The sequence below is a fragment of the Shewanella sp. 492 genome (genome assembly GCF_059338445.1).
Genome location: NZ_CM181702.1, coordinates 722,222 through 744,036 on the forward strand (window position 1 = coordinate 722,222; position 21,815 = coordinate 744,036).

At 49.7% G+C, this 21,815-nt stretch carries 18 protein-coding genes; 6 read left to right on the plus strand and 12 right to left on the minus strand.

The genetic code is table 11. From position 1 onward, the window contains the following. Positions 1-56: 56 nt before the first annotated feature. The 5 genes from AC5YBX_RS03235 to AC5YBX_RS03255 all read right to left on the minus strand — a co-directional run bounded on the left by AC5YBX_RS03235 (position 57) and on the right by AC5YBX_RS03255 (position 4,933). Positions 57-743, minus strand: a complete 687-nt coding sequence (locus AC5YBX_RS03235; RefSeq protein WP_494524355.1) for a PspA/IM30 family protein — start codon at positions 741-743, stop codon at positions 57-59. Between the two features lie 82 nt (positions 744-825). Then, on the minus strand, positions 826-1,239 hold the full coding sequence (locus AC5YBX_RS03240) for a YjfI family protein (RefSeq protein WP_110455921.1): 414 nt from the start codon (positions 1,237-1,239) through the stop codon (positions 826-828). 77 nt (positions 1,240-1,316) lie between these two features. Next, positions 1,317-3,044, minus strand: coding sequence for a polyamine aminopropyltransferase (locus tag AC5YBX_RS03245; RefSeq protein WP_494520016.1), 1,728 nt, complete (start codon positions 3,042-3,044; stop codon positions 1,317-1,319). 24 nt (positions 3,045-3,068) lie between these two features. Beyond that, positions 3,069-3,968 (minus strand): DUF350 domain-containing protein, encoded by a 900-nt coding sequence (locus tag AC5YBX_RS03250; RefSeq protein WP_494520015.1) that lies wholly within the window; start codon positions 3,966-3,968, stop codon positions 3,069-3,071. A gap of 11 nt (positions 3,969-3,979) precedes the next feature. Beyond that, positions 3,980-4,933 (minus strand): hypothetical protein, encoded by a 954-nt coding sequence (locus tag AC5YBX_RS03255; protein ID WP_494520014.1) that lies wholly within the window; start codon positions 4,931-4,933, stop codon positions 3,980-3,982. A gap of 241 nt (positions 4,934-5,174) precedes the next feature. Between AC5YBX_RS03255 and glnE the strand changes: the two genes are divergently transcribed. Continuing rightward, on the plus strand, positions 5,175-8,051 hold the full coding sequence (gene glnE, locus AC5YBX_RS03260) for a bifunctional [glutamate--ammonia ligase]-adenylyl-L-tyrosine phosphorylase/[glutamate--ammonia-ligase] adenylyltransferase (protein WP_494520013.1): 2,877 nt from the start codon (positions 5,175-5,177) through the stop codon (positions 8,049-8,051). A gap of 19 nt (positions 8,052-8,070) precedes the next feature. On the opposite strand, the gene AC5YBX_RS03265 is transcribed toward glnE, so the two are convergent. The 3 genes from AC5YBX_RS03265 to AC5YBX_RS03275 form a co-directional block, all read right to left on the minus strand. Continuing rightward, positions 8,071-8,865, minus strand: coding sequence for an ABC transporter permease (locus AC5YBX_RS03265; RefSeq protein ID WP_494520012.1), 795 nt, complete (start codon positions 8,863-8,865; stop codon positions 8,071-8,073). 9 nt (positions 8,866-8,874) lie between these two features. After that, a complete protein-coding gene (gene zapE, locus AC5YBX_RS03270) occupies positions 8,875-10,011 on the minus strand; it encodes a cell division protein ZapE (protein WP_494520011.1) in 1,137 nt (378 codons plus the stop codon). 286 nt (positions 10,012-10,297) lie between these two features. Further along, entirely contained in the window at positions 10,298-11,224 is a 927-nt protein-coding gene (locus AC5YBX_RS03275; protein ID WP_494521661.1) for an LpxL/LpxP family Kdo(2)-lipid IV(A) lauroyl/palmitoleoyl acyltransferase, read from the minus strand. A 102-nt stretch (positions 11,225-11,326) separates the two neighbouring features. Between AC5YBX_RS03275 and hldE the strand changes: the two genes are divergently transcribed. Both hldE and AC5YBX_RS03285 read left to right on the plus strand, forming a co-directional pair. Then, positions 11,327-12,757 carry a bifunctional D-glycero-beta-D-manno-heptose-7-phosphate kinase/D-glycero-beta-D-manno-heptose 1-phosphate adenylyltransferase HldE gene (hldE, locus tag AC5YBX_RS03280; RefSeq protein WP_494520010.1) on the plus strand — a complete coding sequence of 477 codons (1,431 nt, stop codon included), beginning with the start codon at positions 11,327-11,329 and terminating at the stop codon, positions 12,755-12,757. Then, entirely contained in the window at positions 12,754-13,587 is an 834-nt protein-coding gene (locus tag AC5YBX_RS03285) for a hypothetical protein (RefSeq protein WP_494524356.1), read from the plus strand. The genes hldE and AC5YBX_RS03285 overlap by 4 nt, the downstream gene beginning before the upstream one ends. A 73-nt stretch (positions 13,588-13,660) precedes the next feature. Here AC5YBX_RS03285 and AC5YBX_RS03290 read toward each other — a convergent pair whose 3' ends face one another. The 4 genes from AC5YBX_RS03290 to AC5YBX_RS03305 all read right to left on the minus strand — a co-directional run bounded on the left by AC5YBX_RS03290 (position 13,661) and on the right by AC5YBX_RS03305 (position 17,148). Then, positions 13,661-13,951, minus strand: a complete 291-nt coding sequence (locus tag AC5YBX_RS03290) for a hypothetical protein (protein ID WP_494520008.1) — start codon at positions 13,949-13,951, stop codon at positions 13,661-13,663. A 360-nt stretch (positions 13,952-14,311) separates the two neighbouring features. Next, a complete protein-coding gene (locus AC5YBX_RS03295; protein ID WP_494520007.1) occupies positions 14,312-15,694 on the minus strand; it encodes an NAD(P)(+) transhydrogenase (Re/Si-specific) subunit beta in 1,383 nt (460 codons plus the stop codon). 6 nt (positions 15,695-15,700) lie between these two features. Beyond that, complete coding sequence (locus tag AC5YBX_RS03300; RefSeq protein ID WP_248977486.1) at positions 15,701-15,976, minus strand: NAD(P) transhydrogenase subunit alpha part 2; 276 nt, start codon at positions 15,974-15,976, stop codon at positions 15,701-15,703. Then, positions 15,976-17,148, minus strand: a complete 1,173-nt coding sequence (locus tag AC5YBX_RS03305) for a Re/Si-specific NAD(P)(+) transhydrogenase subunit alpha (protein WP_494524357.1) — start codon at positions 17,146-17,148, stop codon at positions 15,976-15,978. The genes AC5YBX_RS03300 and AC5YBX_RS03305 overlap by 1 nt, the downstream gene beginning before the upstream one ends. Positions 17,149-17,479: 331 nt before the next feature. Between AC5YBX_RS03305 and AC5YBX_RS03310 the strand changes: the two genes are divergently transcribed. The 3 genes from AC5YBX_RS03310 (at position 17,480) to AC5YBX_RS03320 (ending at position 21,799) form a co-directional block, all read left to right on the plus strand. Then, positions 17,480-19,264 (plus strand): assimilatory sulfite reductase (NADPH) flavoprotein subunit, encoded by a 1,785-nt coding sequence (locus AC5YBX_RS03310; RefSeq protein ID WP_494520005.1) that lies wholly within the window; start codon positions 17,480-17,482, stop codon positions 19,262-19,264. A 92-nt stretch (positions 19,265-19,356) separates the two neighbouring features. Then, complete coding sequence (gene cysI, locus AC5YBX_RS03315; protein WP_494520004.1) at positions 19,357-21,054, plus strand: assimilatory sulfite reductase (NADPH) hemoprotein subunit; 1,698 nt, start codon at positions 19,357-19,359, stop codon at positions 21,052-21,054. Continuing rightward, a complete protein-coding gene (locus AC5YBX_RS03320; RefSeq protein WP_494520003.1) occupies positions 21,047-21,799 on the plus strand; it encodes a phosphoadenylyl-sulfate reductase in 753 nt (250 codons plus the stop codon). Before cysI ends, AC5YBX_RS03320 begins: the two co-directional genes overlap by 8 nt. Positions 21,800-21,815 lie beyond the last annotated feature (16 nt).

The following is a 21,815-nucleotide window of genomic DNA, read 5'->3' on the forward strand; positions in this document are numbered from 1 at the left end:
GGCTAAAAGCACCTTAAGGCAAGCCCCAAAGTGCTTTGTAGCAAACTTAACAGCGATTACTTGCGCGCTTTAAGGCGTTCGAGTACCGCATTGGCATTGGATTTCTGTTCGCCAATGCCCGCTTCGGCTAATTTGGCCTGTAGCGATTTATCACTGTTATCTTCGGCTAAGGTTTCAGAGGCCTTTAAGCGATCGTCAAACTGTTGTTGACGTGCTTTAATGCGCTCGAGTGAATCTTTAGCGTTCAGTAGTTTTGAGTTGCTGCTGGCAAATGAGTCGGTAATGGTTGCCGTGGCTTTTTGTACACTCTCAGTGGTTTTAACCATGCTGAGTTGGCGCTGATAATCTGCCAGCTGGCGCTCGGTTTTACGCACTAACTCTTTGAGTCGGGTCGCATGAGCACTAAAGCTATCGTTAGCCGTCTGCTGTTCGGCAAGCTCTTGGTCTAGTTGGGCTATCTTCTCGGCCACTTCTAGCGCCAGGGTTTCATTGCCTTTTTCTAGCGCCTGAGTGGCATAGCCTTCATGCTCGGCGACAGCGCGTTTTAGACGGTCGATTTCGCGGCTAGCATGCATCTCTTTAGCCATCACATCGGTTAGCTCACGCTTAGCCTTAGTGAGGTGCTTTTCTGCATCGCGGATCTCTTGCTCAAAAATACGCGTGGAGTTGGCATCAACAATGCTTTGGCCCACTTCGGTCGCGCCGCCGCGAAACGCGGTTAAAATCTTATTTAGAATGCCCATTATGAGACTCCTCTACAGTGTAATCGTGTGCTAAAAACCGAATGTCTCGCTCACAGTTACCACAAGTTAATTTGGTCTGAATCTAGTTTAAGAACTCGCTGAGTTCATCGATCACTTCTAAGCAGTTATCCGACAGTACCGATAACTCTTGTTCAATTTCTTTCATGCTCGAGTTGACCGACAGCGCTCCGTACACCACGTATTTGTCGTCAATTTTGGCAAAAGAGGACAGCGGCATGGGAATATTAAGCTCTAGCATGGTTTCGAACATCTGGCTGCGACGCTCGGGTTTTACTTCATCTTCGCCCCACAGATAACTGATGCACAGCACCTGATTCTCTGTGACCGACACAAATAACGGTATCTCTTCACGTCCAACAATATTGACTTGTAACACCTCAACATCACCGTCAATGGGATAGCAATCAAACTGAAAGCCAGTGTGGCTATTGTCGCCAAGATCATTGAGGTGGTTGGCAATTTGGTGAATGTTCATAGTTGTCCTCTTTGACATATTATGTCTGCGGTTAAAGATAGCACTGAGACATAATATGTCAAGCGCTATTTTACGATTCAAAATAGGGTTAGATTTTCATTTTCAGACCAAGCTTGTTGATGATACTGATACAGCTGCATTGAGCCAATCTCATTCACTTTTACCTCATCGGCGTGTTGATAATAGTTGCCAGGAAACTCAAATGCCCCTTTGATAAGCCCCGGCGTTAACCAAGCTTCCTCTATCGATAACTGGGCCAGCGCTTGCAGACGCTCACGTGGCGCTTTGCCTGCAAGGGTGGCGATACTCCAGCCCCACTCGCCAAAACTGGGCACATTATGGTGATATTGCTGCATATTAAACCCTGCGCTGGCGAGGGTCTTACCCACAGAAATAAACGCCTTAGGGGCATGATAGGGCGAGGTCGATTGGATCGTAATTGCGCCGTCTGCGCTCAGTAGCTCTTTGAGTTTAAGGTAAAACATGTCGGAGTAGAGTTTATTGAGATCCGGATGGCTCGGGTCGGGTAGGTCGACAATAATGGCATCAAATTTATCGCCGCGGCGGATCAGTTTATCGGCGCCATTAAAGGCATCATCGAAGACCAGCTCGACCCGCTTGTCGTTGAGCGCATCATTATTGAGCTTAAGCAAGGCGTGACGCAGTCGCGTCGGCATGGCGTCATTGGGGTTTTTAAATAACGCCACTAAGTCCGCATCCAGATCCATAAGTGTCACCTGCTGGGGTTGCCACTTGAGGACTTGGCGTAAGCCTAAGCCATCGCCGCCGCCAATTATCAGCACCTTGTCATGGCGCGCACTGGCTTCGAGTGTCGGATGAACTAAAAACGCATGGTAGATATGCTCATCCTGGCTAGAAAACTGCAGCCGGCCATTAATGTAAAGCGAATACACCGGGGGCAGATCATTTCCGCGTAAGCGTTCGGTAAAGGTTAGCTGTTGGAAGCGAGTCGCCTTGGCGTAGATCACTTTATCTTTGTAGAGCAAGTTATTAAATTGTTGCTCCCACTGCGGCCCATGGCTGGCGAGCAGGACTAACAAGCCGCTAGCGATAATATGGCCAGCGAGCAGTAATTTGGCGTGAGTGATATTATCCCAAAAGCGCCAAATAAAGATGAAGCCTGCGAGCAGGTTAAAGCTGGCGGTTAAGGCCGCCGCCAGTTGAATATCGATGGCTAACATCAATGTCACCCAAATCGCCGCGCCTACCCCTGCGCCAATATAGTCGGCGCCATAAATGGTGCCAGCATTGTGCAGCAAATGGGCTTCACACAGGGATTGTCTGACTCTGGCGATCAGCGGGATCTCCATGCCGATCATCAAGCCCAGCAATACTCCCCAAAAATAGGGCAGATACTCACTTAGTTTTTGCAAGCTGCCGATAAAGCCGCCTTGAGGCAGCTGATCGGGTGGCAGGCCGATAGTGTTAGCGATCAGCATCGGCAGCTGCTGACCAAAGCCGATGACGGCGGCGGTGATTAAAATCGCCAAGGCGCCGCACAGGGCGACACTGAGTTCTAAAATCGCAAAGCCAGTATAAGCGCAGCGAATTTTTCGCGCCGCAAAGGCGCCAATACCCATGGAGACGATCATTAGGCCAATCATGGTGTAGATGGCGGCTTCTAATGCGCCGAGCACTCGCCCGGCATAGTGAGACAATAAGTATTCGTAAATCAGACCGCAGCCAGCCAGTACGGCCATGATGCCCAGCAACAGTAGATCGTCAAACCAGGTGAGTTTTTTGGCGCCAACCGAGGTTGGCGCAGTCGTGGGAGAAGAGTGCATTACATCCTTGCTGGTGTGGTTAGATTACACCATCAAACTGGTTAAAATAAGGGCGATAGCCACGCTAATGGCCAATTCAACGGTGGCGATCCCCACATTGTGTTGCAGCTCCACCTCTTCGGCCAAATTGATGTTAGCTAAGACTAACTTTTTCACTAAGGCTTGCAGCAAAGAGAGCGCCAGCAGCATGATCACCGAAAACACTAACCAGCCAATAATATTGTTGATATAGGCATCGGGGATAAAAATAATAAAGTGACTGGCGGCATTAAAGCTCAGCGCCATCGCTAACATATAGCCGCTGTGGCGAATGGCTAATGCGGTTTGACCTTGAGCTAAGGCTTGTTGCATCGAGGTATCTTGGTGGCGTTTAGCGTAGCCTTTTTCACGGATGCGGGTGAGTAACACCAACATGAGTTGTGAAATAGCAAATGCACTAAAGATAGCGATAAAGGTATCTAGAGTCAGATCTTCAGCCCAAATCAGTACGGCGCGAATAATAATGGCAGTGGCGATGGCTGCGGTGGCATCGACAATTGCCACCGAAATATTACCCTTAATGATGAGGGCGTTTTTATCAATCTCGTTAAGGGCGATCTTATCGTGTAAAAAGCGCCCCAGTTTGATCAGCATTAAGCCGAAGATGCCGTAGGCACTCATGCCGATAGCTTCAACCCAGTATGACTCGGCCGCCTCACCAGTGATGGCGCCCGTTAGCACTATGCCTAAGCCTGCCACTGCGCCAGCGGTGCTGATACCAAAGGCAAAATTATCGCGCTCAGACAGTTCATGGGTGCTGTTCACCTTAACGGTCCAGCCCTGCAGGTAGCGTATCGCCGTAAGGAGGATAATGGCGATAGCAAGATCGATCCCCAAAATGATGGCCAGTTCGGTGGTGATACCGAAGTGTTGCAATATTGTCATCTTAATTTCCTTTATTTGCCCCGACGGACACCGCGTGTCGTGCGACTGCCTGAATTTCTAAAGTTGCTGTTTTTGGAGTAGTTAGAGCGAAATTTACTGCCACTGCTGCGGCCAGCCGTGCTGGCTTTAGGCACGCTGGCACTTTGGCGTGACAAGCTAGTAGAACCTGCACGCGGCTTGGCATAGGGGCTGTCGAACTTTTTCCCCTGGGCATTAAACTGCTTTTTGGTACGCTCAAAGGTTTGATTCTGCGCCTGAGCTTGTTTCGGTGATGTGTAACGGTAGCGACCGACATCATTGTAATAACTGTAGTTACGGCGGCTCGACCAACGGTCGTAATACACTGGGCCGCGCACCAGATTAGAGAACATGGCATACATGCCATACCAGGCCCAAAACGACATGCCGTCGGAGCCTGTTTGCCAATTACCGTAGGCGGGGTTACCAACCAGTTGACTGCCTGCACCAAAATCTTCGGCGCCATTGGCCAGTACTGCCGCCTCACGGCTGATGGCATTGACCCGTGCCAAGGCGCCATCTGACATATCGGCGACCACATTAACCGGATCCGACAGCATATCGTTAAACAGGCTAGGATCGGCGGCTTGATAGAGGTTTTCTGCTTCGCTGAGCTGTTGATCCAGATCGACAAAGTTATTGCCATCACTGAGCTCGTTAAGGCGTCGTTGCAGCGAGGTATACATAGGCCCGGCTGACGTTGCATCTTTGGCTAACTCGCGCAGCAGTGGGGCGAGATCGGTTTTTTGTCCTTCGAGCACCTCAACATACTGCCTGAGTAGGTTGGCATTACGGATCTCACCATTGTCGAGCATCTGACCCAGATTATTGATGCGCTCTTGGGCGAGCTGTTGAAATTTTGCGATTTTTTCTGGCCTGTCATCACCGCAGCCCGTTAAGGTCAGCAGTAAGGTCAGGGTGAGAATGCGCATTAGCATTACTGCCATGTTTTCTCCATAAACATAAGGTTAGATTACAACGGATAAAGGATGAACCGTTGAGCACTTCTTTGCATAATATAGCGACTAGTTGGGTTATAGTAACCCTTAAACGCGATCAATTTCGTCTCCTGCGGCCCTTTTTATTGCGGCACAGGGCTCGATAAGCCATATCGCGCGAATTAACGCATATCTATATCATTCGAGACATATTATGTCGAATGTTTAAATGTTAGGGATTGTTTAGGCTATGGAAAATATCACGCATCACCCGTTACCCGCAGTGGTTAAGCAAGCCGCAGAATTGCAATGGCAACGCCTGACTGACGTTTGGCCTGATATGTCTGAGCAGTTAACAACAGAGCAAGAGGCACAATTACGCCAGATGCTCGGTTTAAGTGACTTTGTCGCCGAGCAGCTTTGCCGCCACCCAAACTGGATCATGTCGTTATTTGAAGGGCAATTAGCAAGCCTAGACCGTGCCGATTTCAGCAACGAGTTAAACTCCTTGTTGGCGGGTGCTAGCGATGAAGAGCAGGTCAAAGCCATATTGCGCCGCTATCGCAATCGGCAAATGGTGCGTTTGGCCTGGCGTGATTTTCAAGGCTATGCCTCACTCAATGAAGCCCTACTCGATTTATCGGCGCTAGCCGAAGCGCTCATTATTGCGGCGCGCGATTGGCTTTATCAGCAAATGTGCACGCAACATGGTACGCCATGCGATAGCGAAGGGGTTGCGCAGCCCTTGATGATTTTGGGCATGGGCAAGCTGGGGGGACGTGAGCTTAATTTCTCCTCCGATATCGATCTGATCTTTACCTTTCCCGAACATGGCGAGACCCGTGGTGGTCGGCGCGCCTTAGACAATCAACAATTTTTTATTCGTATGGGTCAGCGCTTAGTGAATTTACTTCACCAAGTGACGGTCGATGGCTTTGTGTATCGAGTCGATATGCGTCTGCGTCCCTATGGCGAGAGCGGCCCCTTGGTGGTCAGTTTTAGCGGCCTTGAAGATTATTACCAAGAGCAGGGCCGAGACTGGGAGCGCTACGCCATGGTGAAAGCCCGCGCGCTGGGGCCGTGGAACGCGTTTTCTGATGAGCTACATGACATGTTACGCCCGTTTGTTTATCGGCGTTATTTAGATTTCTCGGCCATCGAGTCACTGCGTAAGATGAAACAGCTGATCAGCCAAGAGGTGCGCCGGCGTAAGTTGACCGACAATATCAAGCTGGGCGCTGGTGGGATCCGTGAAGTGGAGTTTGTGGTGCAAAGCTTTCAATTAATTCGCGGCGGCCGTGAGCCCGCGTTGCGCCAGCAGAGTCTGTTTGCTGCCATCGATACGCTGTACCACTTAGGCCAACTTGAATATTTGGCGGTCGATGAGCTGAAAAACAGCTATCAACTGCTAAGGCGTGTCGAAAACTTATTACAAGCCATTGGCGATCATCAAACTCAGACCTTACCTAGCAGCGAACTCGATTGGCAGCGTCTCTGTTTTGCCATGGACATGACGGATGAGGCTGAACTTCGCAGCCATATCGATGCGGCGATGAGTAAAATTCACCGTTATTTTAACGACACCGTCGGTGGCCAAGATACCGAAGAGATCTGCGATCTGTGGACGCAACAGTTATGGAATGTGCAAGACGATGACGATGCACATAGCCTGATGGAAGAACAAAGCATTGCCGATCTCGCCTTATGGCCAGCGTTAAAAAGTTGGCGCGAGACAGTTGCTAAACGCACAATAGGTCCACGTGGACGAGACACCTTAGATAAATTAATGCCTTTGCTGTTGCAGGAATTCACTCATCTGGCGGCACCGTCTAAGGCCTTTACGCCGGTCTCTAAGGTGCTGGATCAAATTTTAACTCGCACTACCTATTTAGAGCTGTTGTTTGAAAACCCCGGTGCGCGCCAGCAATTGGTGAGTCTGTGTGTGGCCAGTCCGTGGATCGCGCAGCAGTTAGCCAAATTTCCCATGTTGCTTGATGAGCTTATCGACCCATCGCAGCTGTATGACACCACATCGCTCGACGATTACCCCAGTGAGTTACGCCAATATTTACTGCGGGTTCCCGAAGAGGATATGGAGCAGCAAATGGAAGCCTTACGGCAGTTTAAATTGTCGCAGCAGTTAAAAATTGCCGCCGCCGACGTCACCGGCGTATTGCCTGTGATGCAGGTGAGCGATCATCTCACATTTTTGGCTGAGGCGATCATCGAGCAGGTGATTCAGCAGGCATGGCAACAGGTCGTGGCGCGCCATGGGGTGCCGCCCCACTTGCAAGGCGAGCAGATGGGCTTTGCCGTGATAGGTTATGGTAAAGCCGGTGGCATAGAGCTGGGGTATGGCTCAGATCTTGATTTAGTGTTTTTGCATGACTATAGCCGCGAAAAATATCCACAGAGTAGCCAAACCGATGGCGATCGCCCTGTTGATATTGGTCATTTTTACTTAAAGCTGGCCCAGCGAGTGTTACATCTGTTTTCAACTCGTACCACCTCGGGTGAACTGTACGAAGTCGATATGCGCCTGCGTCCCTCGGGCGCATCGGGTTTACTGGTGAGTGAAATTGAATATTTTGGGCGCTATCAACAAGAGGAAGCTTGGACCTGGGAGCATCAAGCCTTAGTACGTGCACGCTTCCTATTTGGTGATAATGCCTTGGCGGTGCGCTTTAGTGAGCTGCGCCGCGATGTGCTGGCGATGGCACGCGATAATAACCAGCTGGCGAAAGAGGTGCGAGAGATGCGCCAGAAAATGCGTGCTCACCTGTTGAAAGTTGAGTCGGGTTATTTCGATTTAAAACAAAGTCCCGGTGGCATTGCCGATATCGAGTTCATTGCCCAATACCTAGTCTTAGCGCATACCTATACCCACCCTGAGTTAGCAACCTGGTCTGATAATGTGCGCATTTTTGAAACGCTTTCAGAGTTAGAGTTATTAGCGCATCTCAGTGCCCAACATTTGACTCAAGCCTATTGCTTTTTGCGTGATGAAAGTCACCGACTGACATTACAGCAAGCACCCGGCCAGCTGCCGCTGGAGCGGGTGGCGTCTCATACCCAGCGGGTACTGTCTATCTATGAGCAAGTCCTCGGAAGTGATGAGTCGCAATAACCAGATTGATACTCGGTCGCTAGTCAGATGGAATACGCCGCAGTAACAGTTTACCGCTGGCATTGAGGCTATAGTTAACCGACAAGCTGAGGGCGAGGGTGACACATAAGCTGAGCATGATAAATATGGCCAGTAAGATGATCAGCTGATATTTGATCGCCAGCATAGGATCGCTACCGCCCAATATTTGCCCTGTCATCATGCCGGGTAAGGTGACTAATCCTGTGGTGCTCATCGAGGCCAATATGGGCGCTAACGCTTGGCGTAATGCCTGTTGAACAAAAGGCTTAGCGGCCTGTTTTGGCCGCGCCCCCAGGGCTAGGCGGCCTTCATATTCACTGCGATTCTCCTCTAAAGCGTTAAATAGGCGCTGCAGGGCAACGATATTGCCGCTGAGGCTATTGCCTAATAACATACCCGCCAGCGGGATCAAATACTGGGCGCTATAGGTGGGCGTGGGTTGCAGTAATCCCAGTAGTAAAATGGCCAATACCGGCAATAACGACAGGCTGACGCTGGCTAGCATGGGCAAAAATAGCACCCGCTTAGGCAATTTTGCGCCGCCTAAAATGGCACTCGCACCAATTAACATCATGGCTGCTAACCACGTCAAGTTGAGCCAGACACTGTTGAGATCGAACAAAAACTGTAAGTAGATCCCCACCAGCAGGAGTTGCAGCGTCATACGCAGCACCGCAATGCCAATATCACGGCCGATCCCCAATTGTAGCCAGTGATTAATGGTTGCTGGGATGCTGAGTAGCAGCATAAACAGCGTTAAATCTACCCAACTAATATCAATGGTTGCTTGCATATCGCGTCTCTAGTGATCGCTCTTATCGACAGCGCTAAGTGTAGCGGTTAAATATTGGCGTGATTGCATTTCAATCAGCCGGCTCTGGGTACGCTTAAACTCAAAGGCCAATGCCCCTGGGGTATAAAGGTGCTCCAGTGGCAGGGCGGCATGTAAATACAGCTGTACTTGTTGATCGTAAAGCTCATCGACCAAGGCGATAAAGCGCCGCGCCGGATCGTCATTGGCAGCGTAGTGTAACTGCCGCTCGCCAGTCTGGGTGGCCTGTGCGCCATCTTCGGTGCCCCGGGCGCGTATCCATGAGCGCGGCGCTCCGCCCAGCGGCGGAATGTCGCTGAGTAAAATAGTGCGATAACAACTGGCTAGCTCAATATAATCCAGTTGAGATCGCGGCCCATCACAGAGGGCATCGAAGCTTAGCCAAAGTGTGCTGCGGGTGCGTTTTATTACCGGGATCTGTCGACCTAAGATCTGGATCGGCTGGGTTTGTACCTCAGTGTCATCACGCAGTTGTTCAAACAGTGCGTCAAACCGAGCAGCATGGTTGTAAAAGTAGGTTTGTTGATAAGTTAATTGCCGCAGACGATGATCGAGCGGGCCGTCAAGATGGAACGCTTGAGTATGCTTATTGAGCAGGTCGATGGTAGGTAAAAAACGCTCGCGAGCTAAGCCGTTTTCATACAGCTTATCGATGGGGGTATTAGAGGTCGCAACCAGCACGATACCGCGGCGAAATAAGGCCTCAAACAGCTTGCCTAAAATCATCGCATCGCCAATATCGGCAACAAAAAACTCATCGAAACAGATAACCTTGCACTGCTTAGCGAGGCGCTGGGCAATCCGCTCTAACGGGTTTTGCTGGCCCTGTTCGAGTCGCATCTCTTGATGCATTCGCGCCATAAAACGGTGAAAGTGCAGCCTAAGTGGCATATTGGCGGGCAGGCTCTGGCAAAATAGATCCATCAGCATGGTCTTACCGCGACCGACACTTCCCCATAGATAGAGGCCGTTAATGTGCGGCGTTTGGCTGTGGAGTTGTTGATACAGGTGCTCTAACTGTTCGATGGCGGCTCGCTGGTGGGGGTCGTCAACAAAATGGGCTTCACTTTGTAATTGGGCGAATCGTTGGCGTGGAGAGAGTGACATAAACACTGTGGGTTATTGACCAATCGCATCAGTATATCAGCATATTATGACAATAATCGAATGGGGCCCGTTTAGCATGCTTGCCCGTAAGTGAGGTAAATTGTCTTAGGTGGCTCGCTGTTCTGAGTGACCACAACATGGGTATCGACCCGAGTAAAAGGGCCGCAGGGAGGCGCTGAGTCTGCAGCTCTTTGCGATGGGACGTTGCTATGAAAAGTGATTATGGGAAGTGACTCGCAGCGGGTAGCAATCATAACGCCAGCACTGCGCTGGCGTTATGATGAGCTTATTGATACAGCGACGGATCGTCTTGATTAGGGCGAGTTTTAAAGCGGCGATGCAGCCACATATATTGGGCGCGATTACGATTGATGATCGACTCGATAATTTGGTTACCGCGAATGGCATCTTCGATTTCATTGTCGCCGGGAAAATTATCCAGTGGCGCTTGGACTTCAATGGTGTAGCCCTTATCGTCGCCGTTGCGTTCGACCACAAAAGGCAAGACTTTAGCTTTGCCTAGCTTAGCCAAGGTGGTTGCGCCTGTGATGGTGGCGGCATCGGGCACATTAAAGAAGGGAATAAAGACAGCGCTTGAACGGCCAAAGTCTTGATCGGCCGTATACCAGATAACATCGGGGGCTCTGAGGCTGCGCACCATTTGACGTAAATCTCGCTTAGGTACCAAGCCTTTGTTGGAGCGTAATCGGCCATTAACCTGCAGATATTCCATCAATGGGTTGTTATGTGGCCGATACACGCCGATACCGGGTTGAAACTGACCAAAGATGCGCGCGCCCATCTCTAGGGGTAGACAATGCACCGCAAACAAGATAACCCCTTGGCCGCTAGCCAAGGTTTGCTCGACATGTTCTTGGCCTTTAATCGTCATATGGCGCTGTACTTTGGCATCTGACCACCACCATGCGTTGGCGATATCAAAGATGGCTTTGCCAGTCTCTTCAAAATTCCGATTCAGCAATTGCGCTTGCTCTTGCGCTGGCATATCAGGAAAGCACAGCTCTATATTACGTTTGGCGGTATGCACTCGGCTGCCAGCCACTCTTTTAGCGAAGCGCCCAAGCATTTTCCCCAGCCACATCTGCATCGGTAGGGGTAACAACTGAGTGAGGCGCATCAAGCCGACGCCCAACCAGACTAGCCAATATTTAGGATGACAAAATGTTACCGAGAATTCTGCTTTTTCGACCACGAGCCACTCAAATCTATTAATCAAAATTACTGCACATTCTAACTCAAATATTAGGTAAAATTAGGTATAATCATGGATTAATTTTTAAAAGATAAGCCCAATATGAAGATTTCTCTGCCAGCATTTGAAAAAGCTAAAGTTCTCGTGGTCGGCGATGTGATGTTAGACCGTTACTGGACCGGACCGACTGGGCGCATCTCTCCTGAGGCTCCGGTACCTGTGGTGCGAGTCAATCAGGTTGAAGATAGACCGGGCGGCGCAGCTAACGTGGCGCTGAATATTGCAGCCTTGGGCGGCAACGTTCGCCTAGCGGGTATTGTTGGCGAAGATGAAACTGCCACAGCCCTTACCCAAGGCGTGCAAGCCTTAGGTGTTGAGCCTAAATGGTTCAGAGTAGCTGAGAAGCCGACAATCACTAAGCTCAGAATTTTGTCACGTAATCAGCAATTGCTGCGTTTAGATTTTGAAGAGCCTTATCTGCCCGCGCACAGTCAAGCGCTGTTAAATAGTGCCGAGAGCGAATTTACCGATGTATCTGTTGTGGTGCTGTCTGATTACGCTAAGGGCGCATTAGATAAGCCGCAAGAGTTTATTGCCAGAGCGAAAGCGAAGGGCATTAAAGTCTTGGTCGATCCTAAAGGCAGTGACTTTTCTCGTTATCGCGGCGCAACGCTATTAACGCCCAACATGCTTGAGTTTGAGCAAGTTGTGGGGACTGTGCGCGATGAAGCGGATCTGGTAGAGAAGGCACAGGCGTTGCTTAAAGAGCATGATTTAGAAGCCATGTTGGTGACGCGTTCAGAAAAAGGCATGACCCTCATCACCGCTAACGCGCCTGAGTTACATATTCCGACCGTGGCCCGTGAAGTGTACGATGTGACAGGTGCTGGTGATACAGTTATTTCGGCGCTTGCTACCGCCTTAGCCGCGGGAAGCGATCTGCCACAAGCATGTGCGATTGCTAACACTGCCGCAGGGATTGTTGTCGGTAAGCGAGGCACCTCAACGGTGAGCCGTATCGAATTGATCGCCGCCTTAAACTTAAGTCATGGCGAGAGCGGCTTTGGGGTGATAAGCGAAGATCAGTTAGTTTATGCGCTAGAAGAGGCGAAGCTGCGCGGTGAGCGCGTGGTGATGACCAATGGCTGTTTTGATATTTTACATGCGGGCCATGTTAGCTATTTGCAGCAAGCCAAAGCCTTGGGCGATCGATTAATTGTGGCGGTTAATGATGATGAGTCGGTAAAGCGTCTCAAAGGCGATGGTCGTCCGGTCAATCAACTGGATCGCCGCATGGCGGTGCTTGCTGGACTTGCGTCGGTCGACTGGGTGGTGTCATTCAGTGAAGATACGCCGCAACGCATTATTGCCCGCCTGCTGCCCAATATGTTGGTTAAAGGTGGCGACTATCAGGTTGAGGATATCGCAGGGGGTAAAGAGGTGATTGCCGCCGGTGGCAGCGTTGAAGTGCTTGGCTTTGAAGATGGTGTATCTACTACAGCGATAATACAAAATATCATGGCGAAACAGTGATCTCAGAGGCGTTACTGCTAGCCAGTGCTTGGTTGTGGGTCCCTATGTCCCATGGGCAAGCATTGGTTTGTCATACGCCTGAGCTTGTTCAATGTTTAGCCCAGTTACCCAGCGATGCGCGTCAGCAACTGCCACCCAAGCGAGAGCTGCTTAAAGAGCTGGGTAACCGTGGCGCCATGGCGAAACCTATCGACCACCCTGAGATCACTGGGGTGGTGTTGCTTAACCCTGAGAATATTCCTCGATTATCGTCGGCACGTTGGAGCGGTGAGTTGTATAGCTTAGCCCTTGATAATGCCGTGCCAATGACGCTCTGGCATGAGCAGGGGCATTTGGCTGTGACCTCTTCTGCGTCAGCATGGTTAACTCAGCATCCCTTGTCGGGTTATCAACATGAGTGGCTGGCCGATATTTACCTCGTGTGGGTGCTGGCAAGGCAAGGGCAAGACCAGCATCTGGCTTGGCAGCAATACCATAAACGTAATCTCGCGATGTTTGATAATGTGCTGGCTCTCTCTCACTGGTCAGCGCCTATGCTGGCTCAGTTGCTGCATAGTTATAGCTGGCAGGAGTTAGGTCAGTTTAAGGATTTTGATCGCTTAATCGATGAGATTTATCCGACGTTACACCAATATCAGGCCGATGAATTAAATGAGTTTGCAAGTTTGTCACAGCATCTTTTTGGCAGCAGTATTCGCTATAGACTGCCACATTATATGTTTTGGCGCCGGGCACAAATGGCGGATGTGATTCGACCGACACTGGAACACCTTATGGGTAAGCCAAAGGCGCTAGCGTGGTTAGATACGCAGACCATGAGTGGTGATTAAGCCTCATTGACACTTGGAGCTCGCTAGAGCAAAACGCGCCGATGTCTCAAGGGCAAGTTGCACCACTGATACACTATAACTGTTGCCGTGGTGGGCGACGCTCACGCAATATCACATTGGGGTTAAAGTCGATATCACCTTCATCATTGATGGTCACCAACTGATCTTCCTGTTTGGCTATTGCTGTGGAGGTGTTTGGGGTGCGTCTAACAAACAGTAGCTGGTAGCCGAGTTTGGCTAAAGTGTAGAACGCAAACCGCTGCGCATTAGTGAGCCTATCCCAATGTTCATCTGATTTAGCTTGAGAAAGGCGTCTATCTTCAGTCGATAACAGTGGATGTTTAAGTGCGATCTCTTGCAACATAATCTTCCCCTTAGGCAATAGAGAATGAGTATCGATGTCATGTGATAAATGTCATGCAGTACGTGACGCATATAATCAGAAGATTTTGGCTTTAGCAAGTTAAAGCTCAGTTTGTTACATTTGCTCTGTGTTAATGGCAGATGGTGTATATTAATTGCAGAGGCTAAGACTTAGGTGCCGATATGTGCGGGGTATCGAAAGCGTGGCCGACAACGTTGCTGACACACGGTATAACCTACGCCTATTTCGGGCTAAAAGCTGGTCGTATTTTTAGCCAATAAAAAAGACCGCTTATGCGGTCTTTTTAACGGCTGTCTTAGATAATGTGGCTAATCCCTATGGGGTTAACCTATACCAATATTAATCAGCTTCTTTCAAACTTTGGGTTAAATCGACAATGGCCTTTTTACCATCGCCAAATAACATCAAGGTGTTATCTTTAGCAAACAGCGGATTAGGTAAGCCGGCAAACCCTGGGCTGAGAGAGCGTTTCACCACGACCACTGTGCGCGCCTTATCGACGTTTAAGATAGGCATGCCGTAAATTGGGCTGCCTTTATCCTCGCGTGCCATGGGGTTGGTCACATCGTTTGCGCCAATTACAATCGCCACATCGGTCTGCTCAAACTGAGGGTTGATCTCATCCATTTCGATTAACTGCTCGTACGGCACTTCGGCTTCAGCTAAGAGTACGTTCATGTGCCCTGGCATACGGCCAGCAACAGGGTGAATCGCGTAGAGCACTTGAGCGCCGCGAGCTTCTAGCACTGAGGCGAGTTCGCGCACCGCGTGTTGCGCCTGCGCCATTGCTAAACCATAACCCGGTACAATCACCACGCGCTCGGCGGTTTCTAGCAGCATCGCCACTTCTTCTGGTGAAGAGGAGGTTACCTTGCCAGCATAAACTTCGTCGGCATCGATAGTTTCGCCGCCCTCGGCCATGACGCCAAATAGGACGTTAAATAGTGAACGGTTCATCGCCTTACACATGATCTGGGTCAAGATGATGCCAGAGGCCCCAACCAGTGAGCCCGACACAATCAATACCGTATTACCCGTGATAAAGCCGGTTGTCGCCGCCGCAATACCCGAGTAGGAGTTCAGCAAGGCAATTACCACTGGCATATCGGCGCCGCCGATAGGCACCACTAAGAACAAGCCCAATAATACGGACACCGCGACGAGCGCATAGATTAGCACCGTGTTGCTTGGGTCTAGCACTATGGCGACTGACAAACAGATTGCAGCGATTAATAAAGCGGCATTAATCACTTTATTGCCTGGTACTTTAATTGGGTTGCCTGAGATCAACTCTTGTAACTTAGCAAAAGCAACGAACGAGCCTGACAAGGTAACCGAACCTATGAGTACCGTTAAGGCAATTGAGATCAGCGCCACGATATGGGTGGCCGAGTCAGGGTCAAGGAAGCTGGCTAAGGCGATAAACAGCGATGCACCGCCACCAAAACCGTTAAGCATAGCGACCATTTGAGGCATGGCGGTGACTTGGATTTTAGTGGCCATCAAGGCCCCAATGGTTCCGCCTAATAGAATACCAGCAATGATCCACTCGTAGCTTAAAATGCTTTGATCGAACAAGGTCACGACCACGGCTATAAACATACCTAAGGCCGATAACTGATTACCACGTACAGCGGTGCGTGGTTTAGTTAACCCTTTAATGCCTAAAATAAACAGACTCGCGGCCACGAGGTAGGCGAGATAAATAATCGTCATACTCATGTTGGCTTATTTCCTTTTAAACATGGCAAGCATGCGATTGGTAACCATATAGCCACCGACCACATTAATCGTGGCAAGTACCACAGCGATAAATCCTAATACGTTAACCCAAACACCTGCGCCAGAACCGGCCGACAGCAATGCGCCTACCAGTGAGATGCCCGAAATGGCATTAGAGCCAGACATTAACGGGGTATGCAGGGTTGGTGGGACTTTAGTGATCAGTTCCACCCCAAGAAAAACGGCCACCACAAATAGGGTGAGTAGTAATAAAATTTCCATTATTGAGCCTCCTCTGGCGCAGCAATGTCGGGCATGCCCAATAGCGAGCGGATCCGGGCGTTAACCACTTCTCCTTGATGCACGACAACTGTATCGCGCACGATTTCATCATCAAAATCTAAATGAAGTTGGCCGTCATTATCGACGAGCAATTTCAGTAGGTTTTCAATGTTGGTGCCATACATTTGACTGGCGTGGGTTGCGGCTGTGCCTGGTACATTCGAAGGACCCAAGATCGTGACGCCATTATGCACAACGGTTTCATCGAGGCGGGTCAGCTCACAGTTGCCGCCAGTTTCGGCAGCCAAATCGACAATGATAGTGCCAGGTTTCATCCCCTCGACCATGGCTTTAGTGATAAGCACTGGCGCCTTGCGACCAGGAATGGCAGCAGTGGTGATAACAATATCTTGTTGTGCTAGCACATTGGTCATGGCTTGCTGTTGGCGCTTAATAAAGTCATCACTTTGCTCGGCAGCATAACCGCCTTTGGTCTCGGTGTTTTCAGTTTCCAGATCCAGCTCGACAGGCTTGGCACCGACAGACAGAATTTGTTCGCGCGCGGCGGGGCGAATATCATAAGCTTCCACCACGGCGCCAAGGCGTTTAGCGGTCGCACATGCCTGTAGGCCTGCTACACCAACGCCCATGATAAAGGCACGGGCCGGTTTTAAGGTGCCTGCAGCCGTCATCATCATAGGGAACATACGCGGTGCTTTATGGGCGGCCAGTAGTACCGCTTTGTAGCCAGCGATCGTCGCCATTGACGATAGAATATCCATGCTTTGGGCGCGCGTGATGCGTGGTACGAGCTCAAGGGCGATAGCTGTGGTGCCCGTTGCGGCAAGCGCCGTGGCGTTGTCTGGGTGAGCTAGGGGATCCATCATGCCGATAAACAGTTGGTTAGCTTTAGCCAGCGTTTTGATTTCATCAAATTGGCTGCCTTTGCAGTTAACCACAGTGATGATGTCAGCCTGCTCAAACACTTGCTCGCGGGGGGTGATAATAGCTCCGGCTTCCTGATATTGTTGATCGCTAAAACCTGCGCTTTCGCCAGCGCCGCTTTCGACAAGGATTTGGAGGTTTTTTTTGATTAACCGAGTCACGTTTACCGGAATCAACGCAACGCGTTTTTCATCGGCTTGGCTCTCTTTTAGTAGACCTAGTTTCACTGAGAAACCTCTTAGTTAGGGACAGACGTCGTTATTAAAGTTGACTCATTATTGTGGCGAGTCTATTAGCATACACAAGCCCGAATTTTTCATATTTGGCTTTTTACCACTGGTCAGAGCAAAAAATTTGCGCTAGACCACAATTTCTTATTTTAAATTCTGTGCTTAACTACCCATTTTTTACGATTTTGATTCGCCACCCTCACTTTTGTAGCTCAATTAATGCGCTTTGCATATTCCAAAAAGATATTAAAAATCATATTTTATTCTTTTTTGCTTTTCAAGTAAGGCTCTAAGCTAGGTCTATTACACTGATATAGGGCCGTCCTTCATGCTGTTAAAAGAGCTTTCATCACTAGCTTCTCCACTGTCTCAAGGACAGGTCGATAAGCTAAAACAACTCACGAGTGAACTTACTGCGGTGCAACTGGCGTGGGTGGGCGGCTATCTGTCGGCGACTGCCGAAGTGGCGAGTCATGCCATCAATACTGCCAGTGCGCCAGAGCAAACCATCACTATTCTCTATGGTAGTCAAACAGGCAATGGCCGAGGTGTTGCGACCGACTTGGCTGAAAAAGCCCAGGCACAAGGCTATGCCGTTAATCTCGTTTCTATGGCCGACTACAAGGTGCGCCAGCTGAAACAAGAGACCTTACTACTTGCCGTGGTCAGTACCCATGGTGAAGGCGAAGCCCCTGATGATGCCATTGAGCTACACCAGTTTTTAGCATCGAAACGTGCGCCGCGTTTAGAGCAGCTTAATTATGCTGTATTAGCGCTCGGTGACTCGAGTTACGAGTTTTTCTGCCAAACCGGTAAAGACTTTGAGCAGCGCCTTGCCGCGTTAGGTGCTAAATCGATTGTGCCGCTAACTGAGTGTGATGTCGATTATGATGTGGCTGCGAGCCAATGGCAGCAGCAGGTGTTGACTGCCGTTAAGCCGTTAATCTCGGCCTCTAGCGCGAACGTGGTCTCAATAGGCGGTGTCAGTAGCGCCACTGCAGCAACTTACACTAAGCAAAAACCCTATAGCGCCGAGGTGCTAGTGAGCCAAAAATTGACCGGGCGTGATTCAGACAGAGATGTGCGCCATGTTGAGATTGATCTCGCTGACTCAGGGCTCAGTTATCAAGTGGGTGATGCACTCGGGGTATGGTTTAGTAATTCAGATGCCTTGGTTAATGAGATTTTGAGTGCCTTGTCCCTCGATGGCGCAGTGCAGGTGACGCTTGCTGAGCAAAGCCTGTCGTTTTTTGAGGCGCTTAAAGATAAGCGCGAATTAACCCAGCTTTACCCTGGACTGGTGCAAAGCTGGGCACAACTAAGCGGTGATGAAGCATTACTGGTAATTAGCGAAGACCGAGAACAGACGCGTCAGTTTGTGCTCAATCATCAACTTGCCGATCTGGTTGCTCTGTATCCGGTTGATATTACCGCTTTCCAGTTGGTCGAGTTATTGCGCCCAATCACGCCGCGCCTCTATTCGATAGCATCGAGCCAAGCCGAGGTGGACGGCGAAGTACATCTGACTGTGGCATTGGTTGCGGATGAGCGAGAAGGTGTTGCCCGTTTTGGCGGCGCGTCACACTTTTTAGCGACCGCAGCAGAGGGTGCAGCAGTTAAGGTCTATGTTGAGCCGAACAACCACTTTCGTTTGCCTGATAATCCAGAAACGCCTGTGATTATGATAGGTCCTGGCACCGGTGTGGCCCCTTTTAGGGCCTTTATGCAGGAGCGTGCCGTACAAGGGGCGGCTGGAGAAAGTTGGTTATTCTTTGGTAATCCGCACTTTGAGCAAGACTTCCTGTATCAAACCGAGTGGCAGCAATATCTTAAAGAGGGCACGCTAACCCGCTTTGATTCGGCTTTTTCGCGAGATCAGGCGCACAAGGTTTATGTGCAGCATCGCATTGCTGAGCGCGGCGAGGCCTTGTGGCAGTGGTTAGAAAAGGGGGCTCACCTCTACGTGTGTGGCGATGCCGAGCGAATGGCTAAAGATGTGCATCAAGCTCTGCTTGATGTGGTGAAGCAATATGGCAGTAAAGATGAAGAGGCGGCCGCAGCATATTTAGAGCAACTTCGCCGTGATAAACGTTATCAAAAAGATGTTTATTAATCGACGTATTACGCATTTTAGCTAAAAAACCACTTAAAGTAGCGAAACGTGCATCGGCAGCGCCCGGGCACTTATAGGGAAAGACAGTAGCCATGAGCGAACAAAAATTATCAGTAAATGAACACCTAAAGACCGACAGTAACTATTTGCGCGGCACTATCGAAGAGGGGCTAGATACCTCATTGACTGGCTCGTTCAGCGAAGGTGACCAGCAACTGATCAAGTTTCATGGTTTTTATCAGCAAGATGACCGCGATCAACGCAATGAACGTAAAGCGCAAAAGCTAGAACCTCTTTACAGTTTTATGTTGCGTGCTCGAGTGGCGGGTGGGGTGTGTACGCCGAAGCAATGGTTGGGGGTCGATAAAATTGCCTCAAACCTCACCAGCTCAAATAGCATTCGTCTTACGACGCGTCAGACGTTTCAGTATCACGGTATTCCTAAGCGTAATCTTAAAACGCTAATTCAAGATTTGGACAAAGAAGCGCTAGATTCAATCGCAGCTTGTGGTGACGTCAACCGCAACGTGATGTGTAATCCCAACCCGGTAGAGTCTAAGCTGCATCAGCAAGCTTTTTACTGGGCCAAGCAGTTGTCGGATAACTACTTGCCGCGTACTAAAGCTTACGCCGAGATATGGTTAGGTGATGACAAGGTGGCCGTCAGTGAGGGTGATGAAGTAGAGCCTGTGTATGGCAAAACGTATCTGCCGCGTAAATTTAAGATGGCGGTGGCGGTACCGCCCGATAATGATGTCGATGTCTACACCAACGACCTTGGCTTTATCGCCGTAGCTGAAGCGGGTGAGTTAATTGGTTTTAATATGGTGGCAGGCGGCGGTATGGGATCAACCCATGGCGAGGTTGCCACCTTCCCGCGTCTGGGTGATGATTTTGGCTTTATTAAAGCGGAAGATTGCCTTAAGTTTGCCGAAGCGGTACTTAAAGTGCAGCGTGACTGGGGCAATCGCTCCGATCGTAAACAGTCACGCCTTAAATACACCATTGTAAAACATGGATTTGATGCCTTTAAAGCTGAAGTTGAAAAGCGTGCTGGCATTAAGTTTGAGCCTAAACGTGATGTAGTGATCGGCGATCGCGGCGATCGTTATGGTTGGATAAAAGGCGTTGATGACCAATGGCATTTGACCCTATTTATCGAAGGCGGTCGGATTAAAGATCTACCGGATCAGCCGTTGCAAACTGGACTGCGTGAAATTGCCTTGGTACACAAAGGGGATTTTCGTATGACCTCTAATCAGAACATCATCATCGCGGGTGTTGCCGAGGCAGATAAAGCACAGATTGAAGCGATTGCGCGCCGTCACGGTTTGATGGGCAAGTTGATCAGCGAAACCCGTGGTCATTCCATTGCCTGCGTAGCATTGCCGACTTGTGCATTAGCGATGGCAGAAGCGGAGCGTTACTTTCCTGATTTCTTGACCAAAGTTGAAGCGCTGCAGGAAAAGCATGGTTTTCTCGACCAAGGTATTGTTATTCGTATGACGGGGTGCCCTAATGGTTGTGCTCGTCCTTTTGCGGCTGAAATTGGCTTGGTTGGTAAGGCTCCCGGGCGTTATAACCTCTATCTTGGTGCCAGTTTTGAAGGTACGCGATTGAATAAGCTTTATCGAGAGAATATTCAAGAGACGGAGATTTTAGCCGAACTCGATGCCCTGTTTGCTCGCTATGTCAGTGAGCGTGAAACGGGAGAAACCTTTGGTAACTTCACTGTGCGTGTCGGCGTAGTGAAAGCGGTATTAGATGCCGCCAGGGATTTTCATGGATAAATTAATGATATCGCCAAACCAGTTACAGGCGCTGATTGGCGCACCTAAAGTAGAGCAACAAGCTGAATTAGCAAAGATAAATGAATACCTTGTGACTCTTACAGCGGCCGAGCGCGTCCTGTGGGGATTAGCCTATTTACCCGGTGAGCATGGTTTGTCATCCAGTTTTGGCATTCAGGCGGCAGTCATGTTGCATCTGGTCAGTCAGGCTCAGAGTGATATTGCGGTGATCTTAACCGATACAGGTTACCTGTTTCCTGAGACTTATCAGTTTATAGATCAATTGACCGAGCGCTTGCAACTTAACCTTAAGGTGTACCGAGCGCCAATGAGCGCCGCTTGGCAAGAGGCCAAATTTGGCAAATTGTGGGAGCAGGGGCTCGATGGTCTAGAGCAGTATAATCGCATCAATAAAGTGATCCCGATGCAAAATGCACTACAAGAGCTTAATATTGGCACTTGGTTTGCGGGGTTAAGACGCACCCAAGCCAGCACTCGTGAAGCTTTGCCTATTTTAGCCATTCATGGCGAACGTTATAAATTACTGCCCATAGTCGATTGGAGTAATAAAGATGTGCATCAATATTTGATCGCACATCAATTACCCTATCATCCGCTGTGGGAGCAAGGTTATGTCTCAGTAGGTGATACCCATTCTACCCAACCCTTAACACTGGGAATGACAGAAGAAGAGACACGTTTTAATGGCTTGAAGCGGGAATGTGGCCTGCATTATGAGATTTAGGTGTTATGGGATGGGT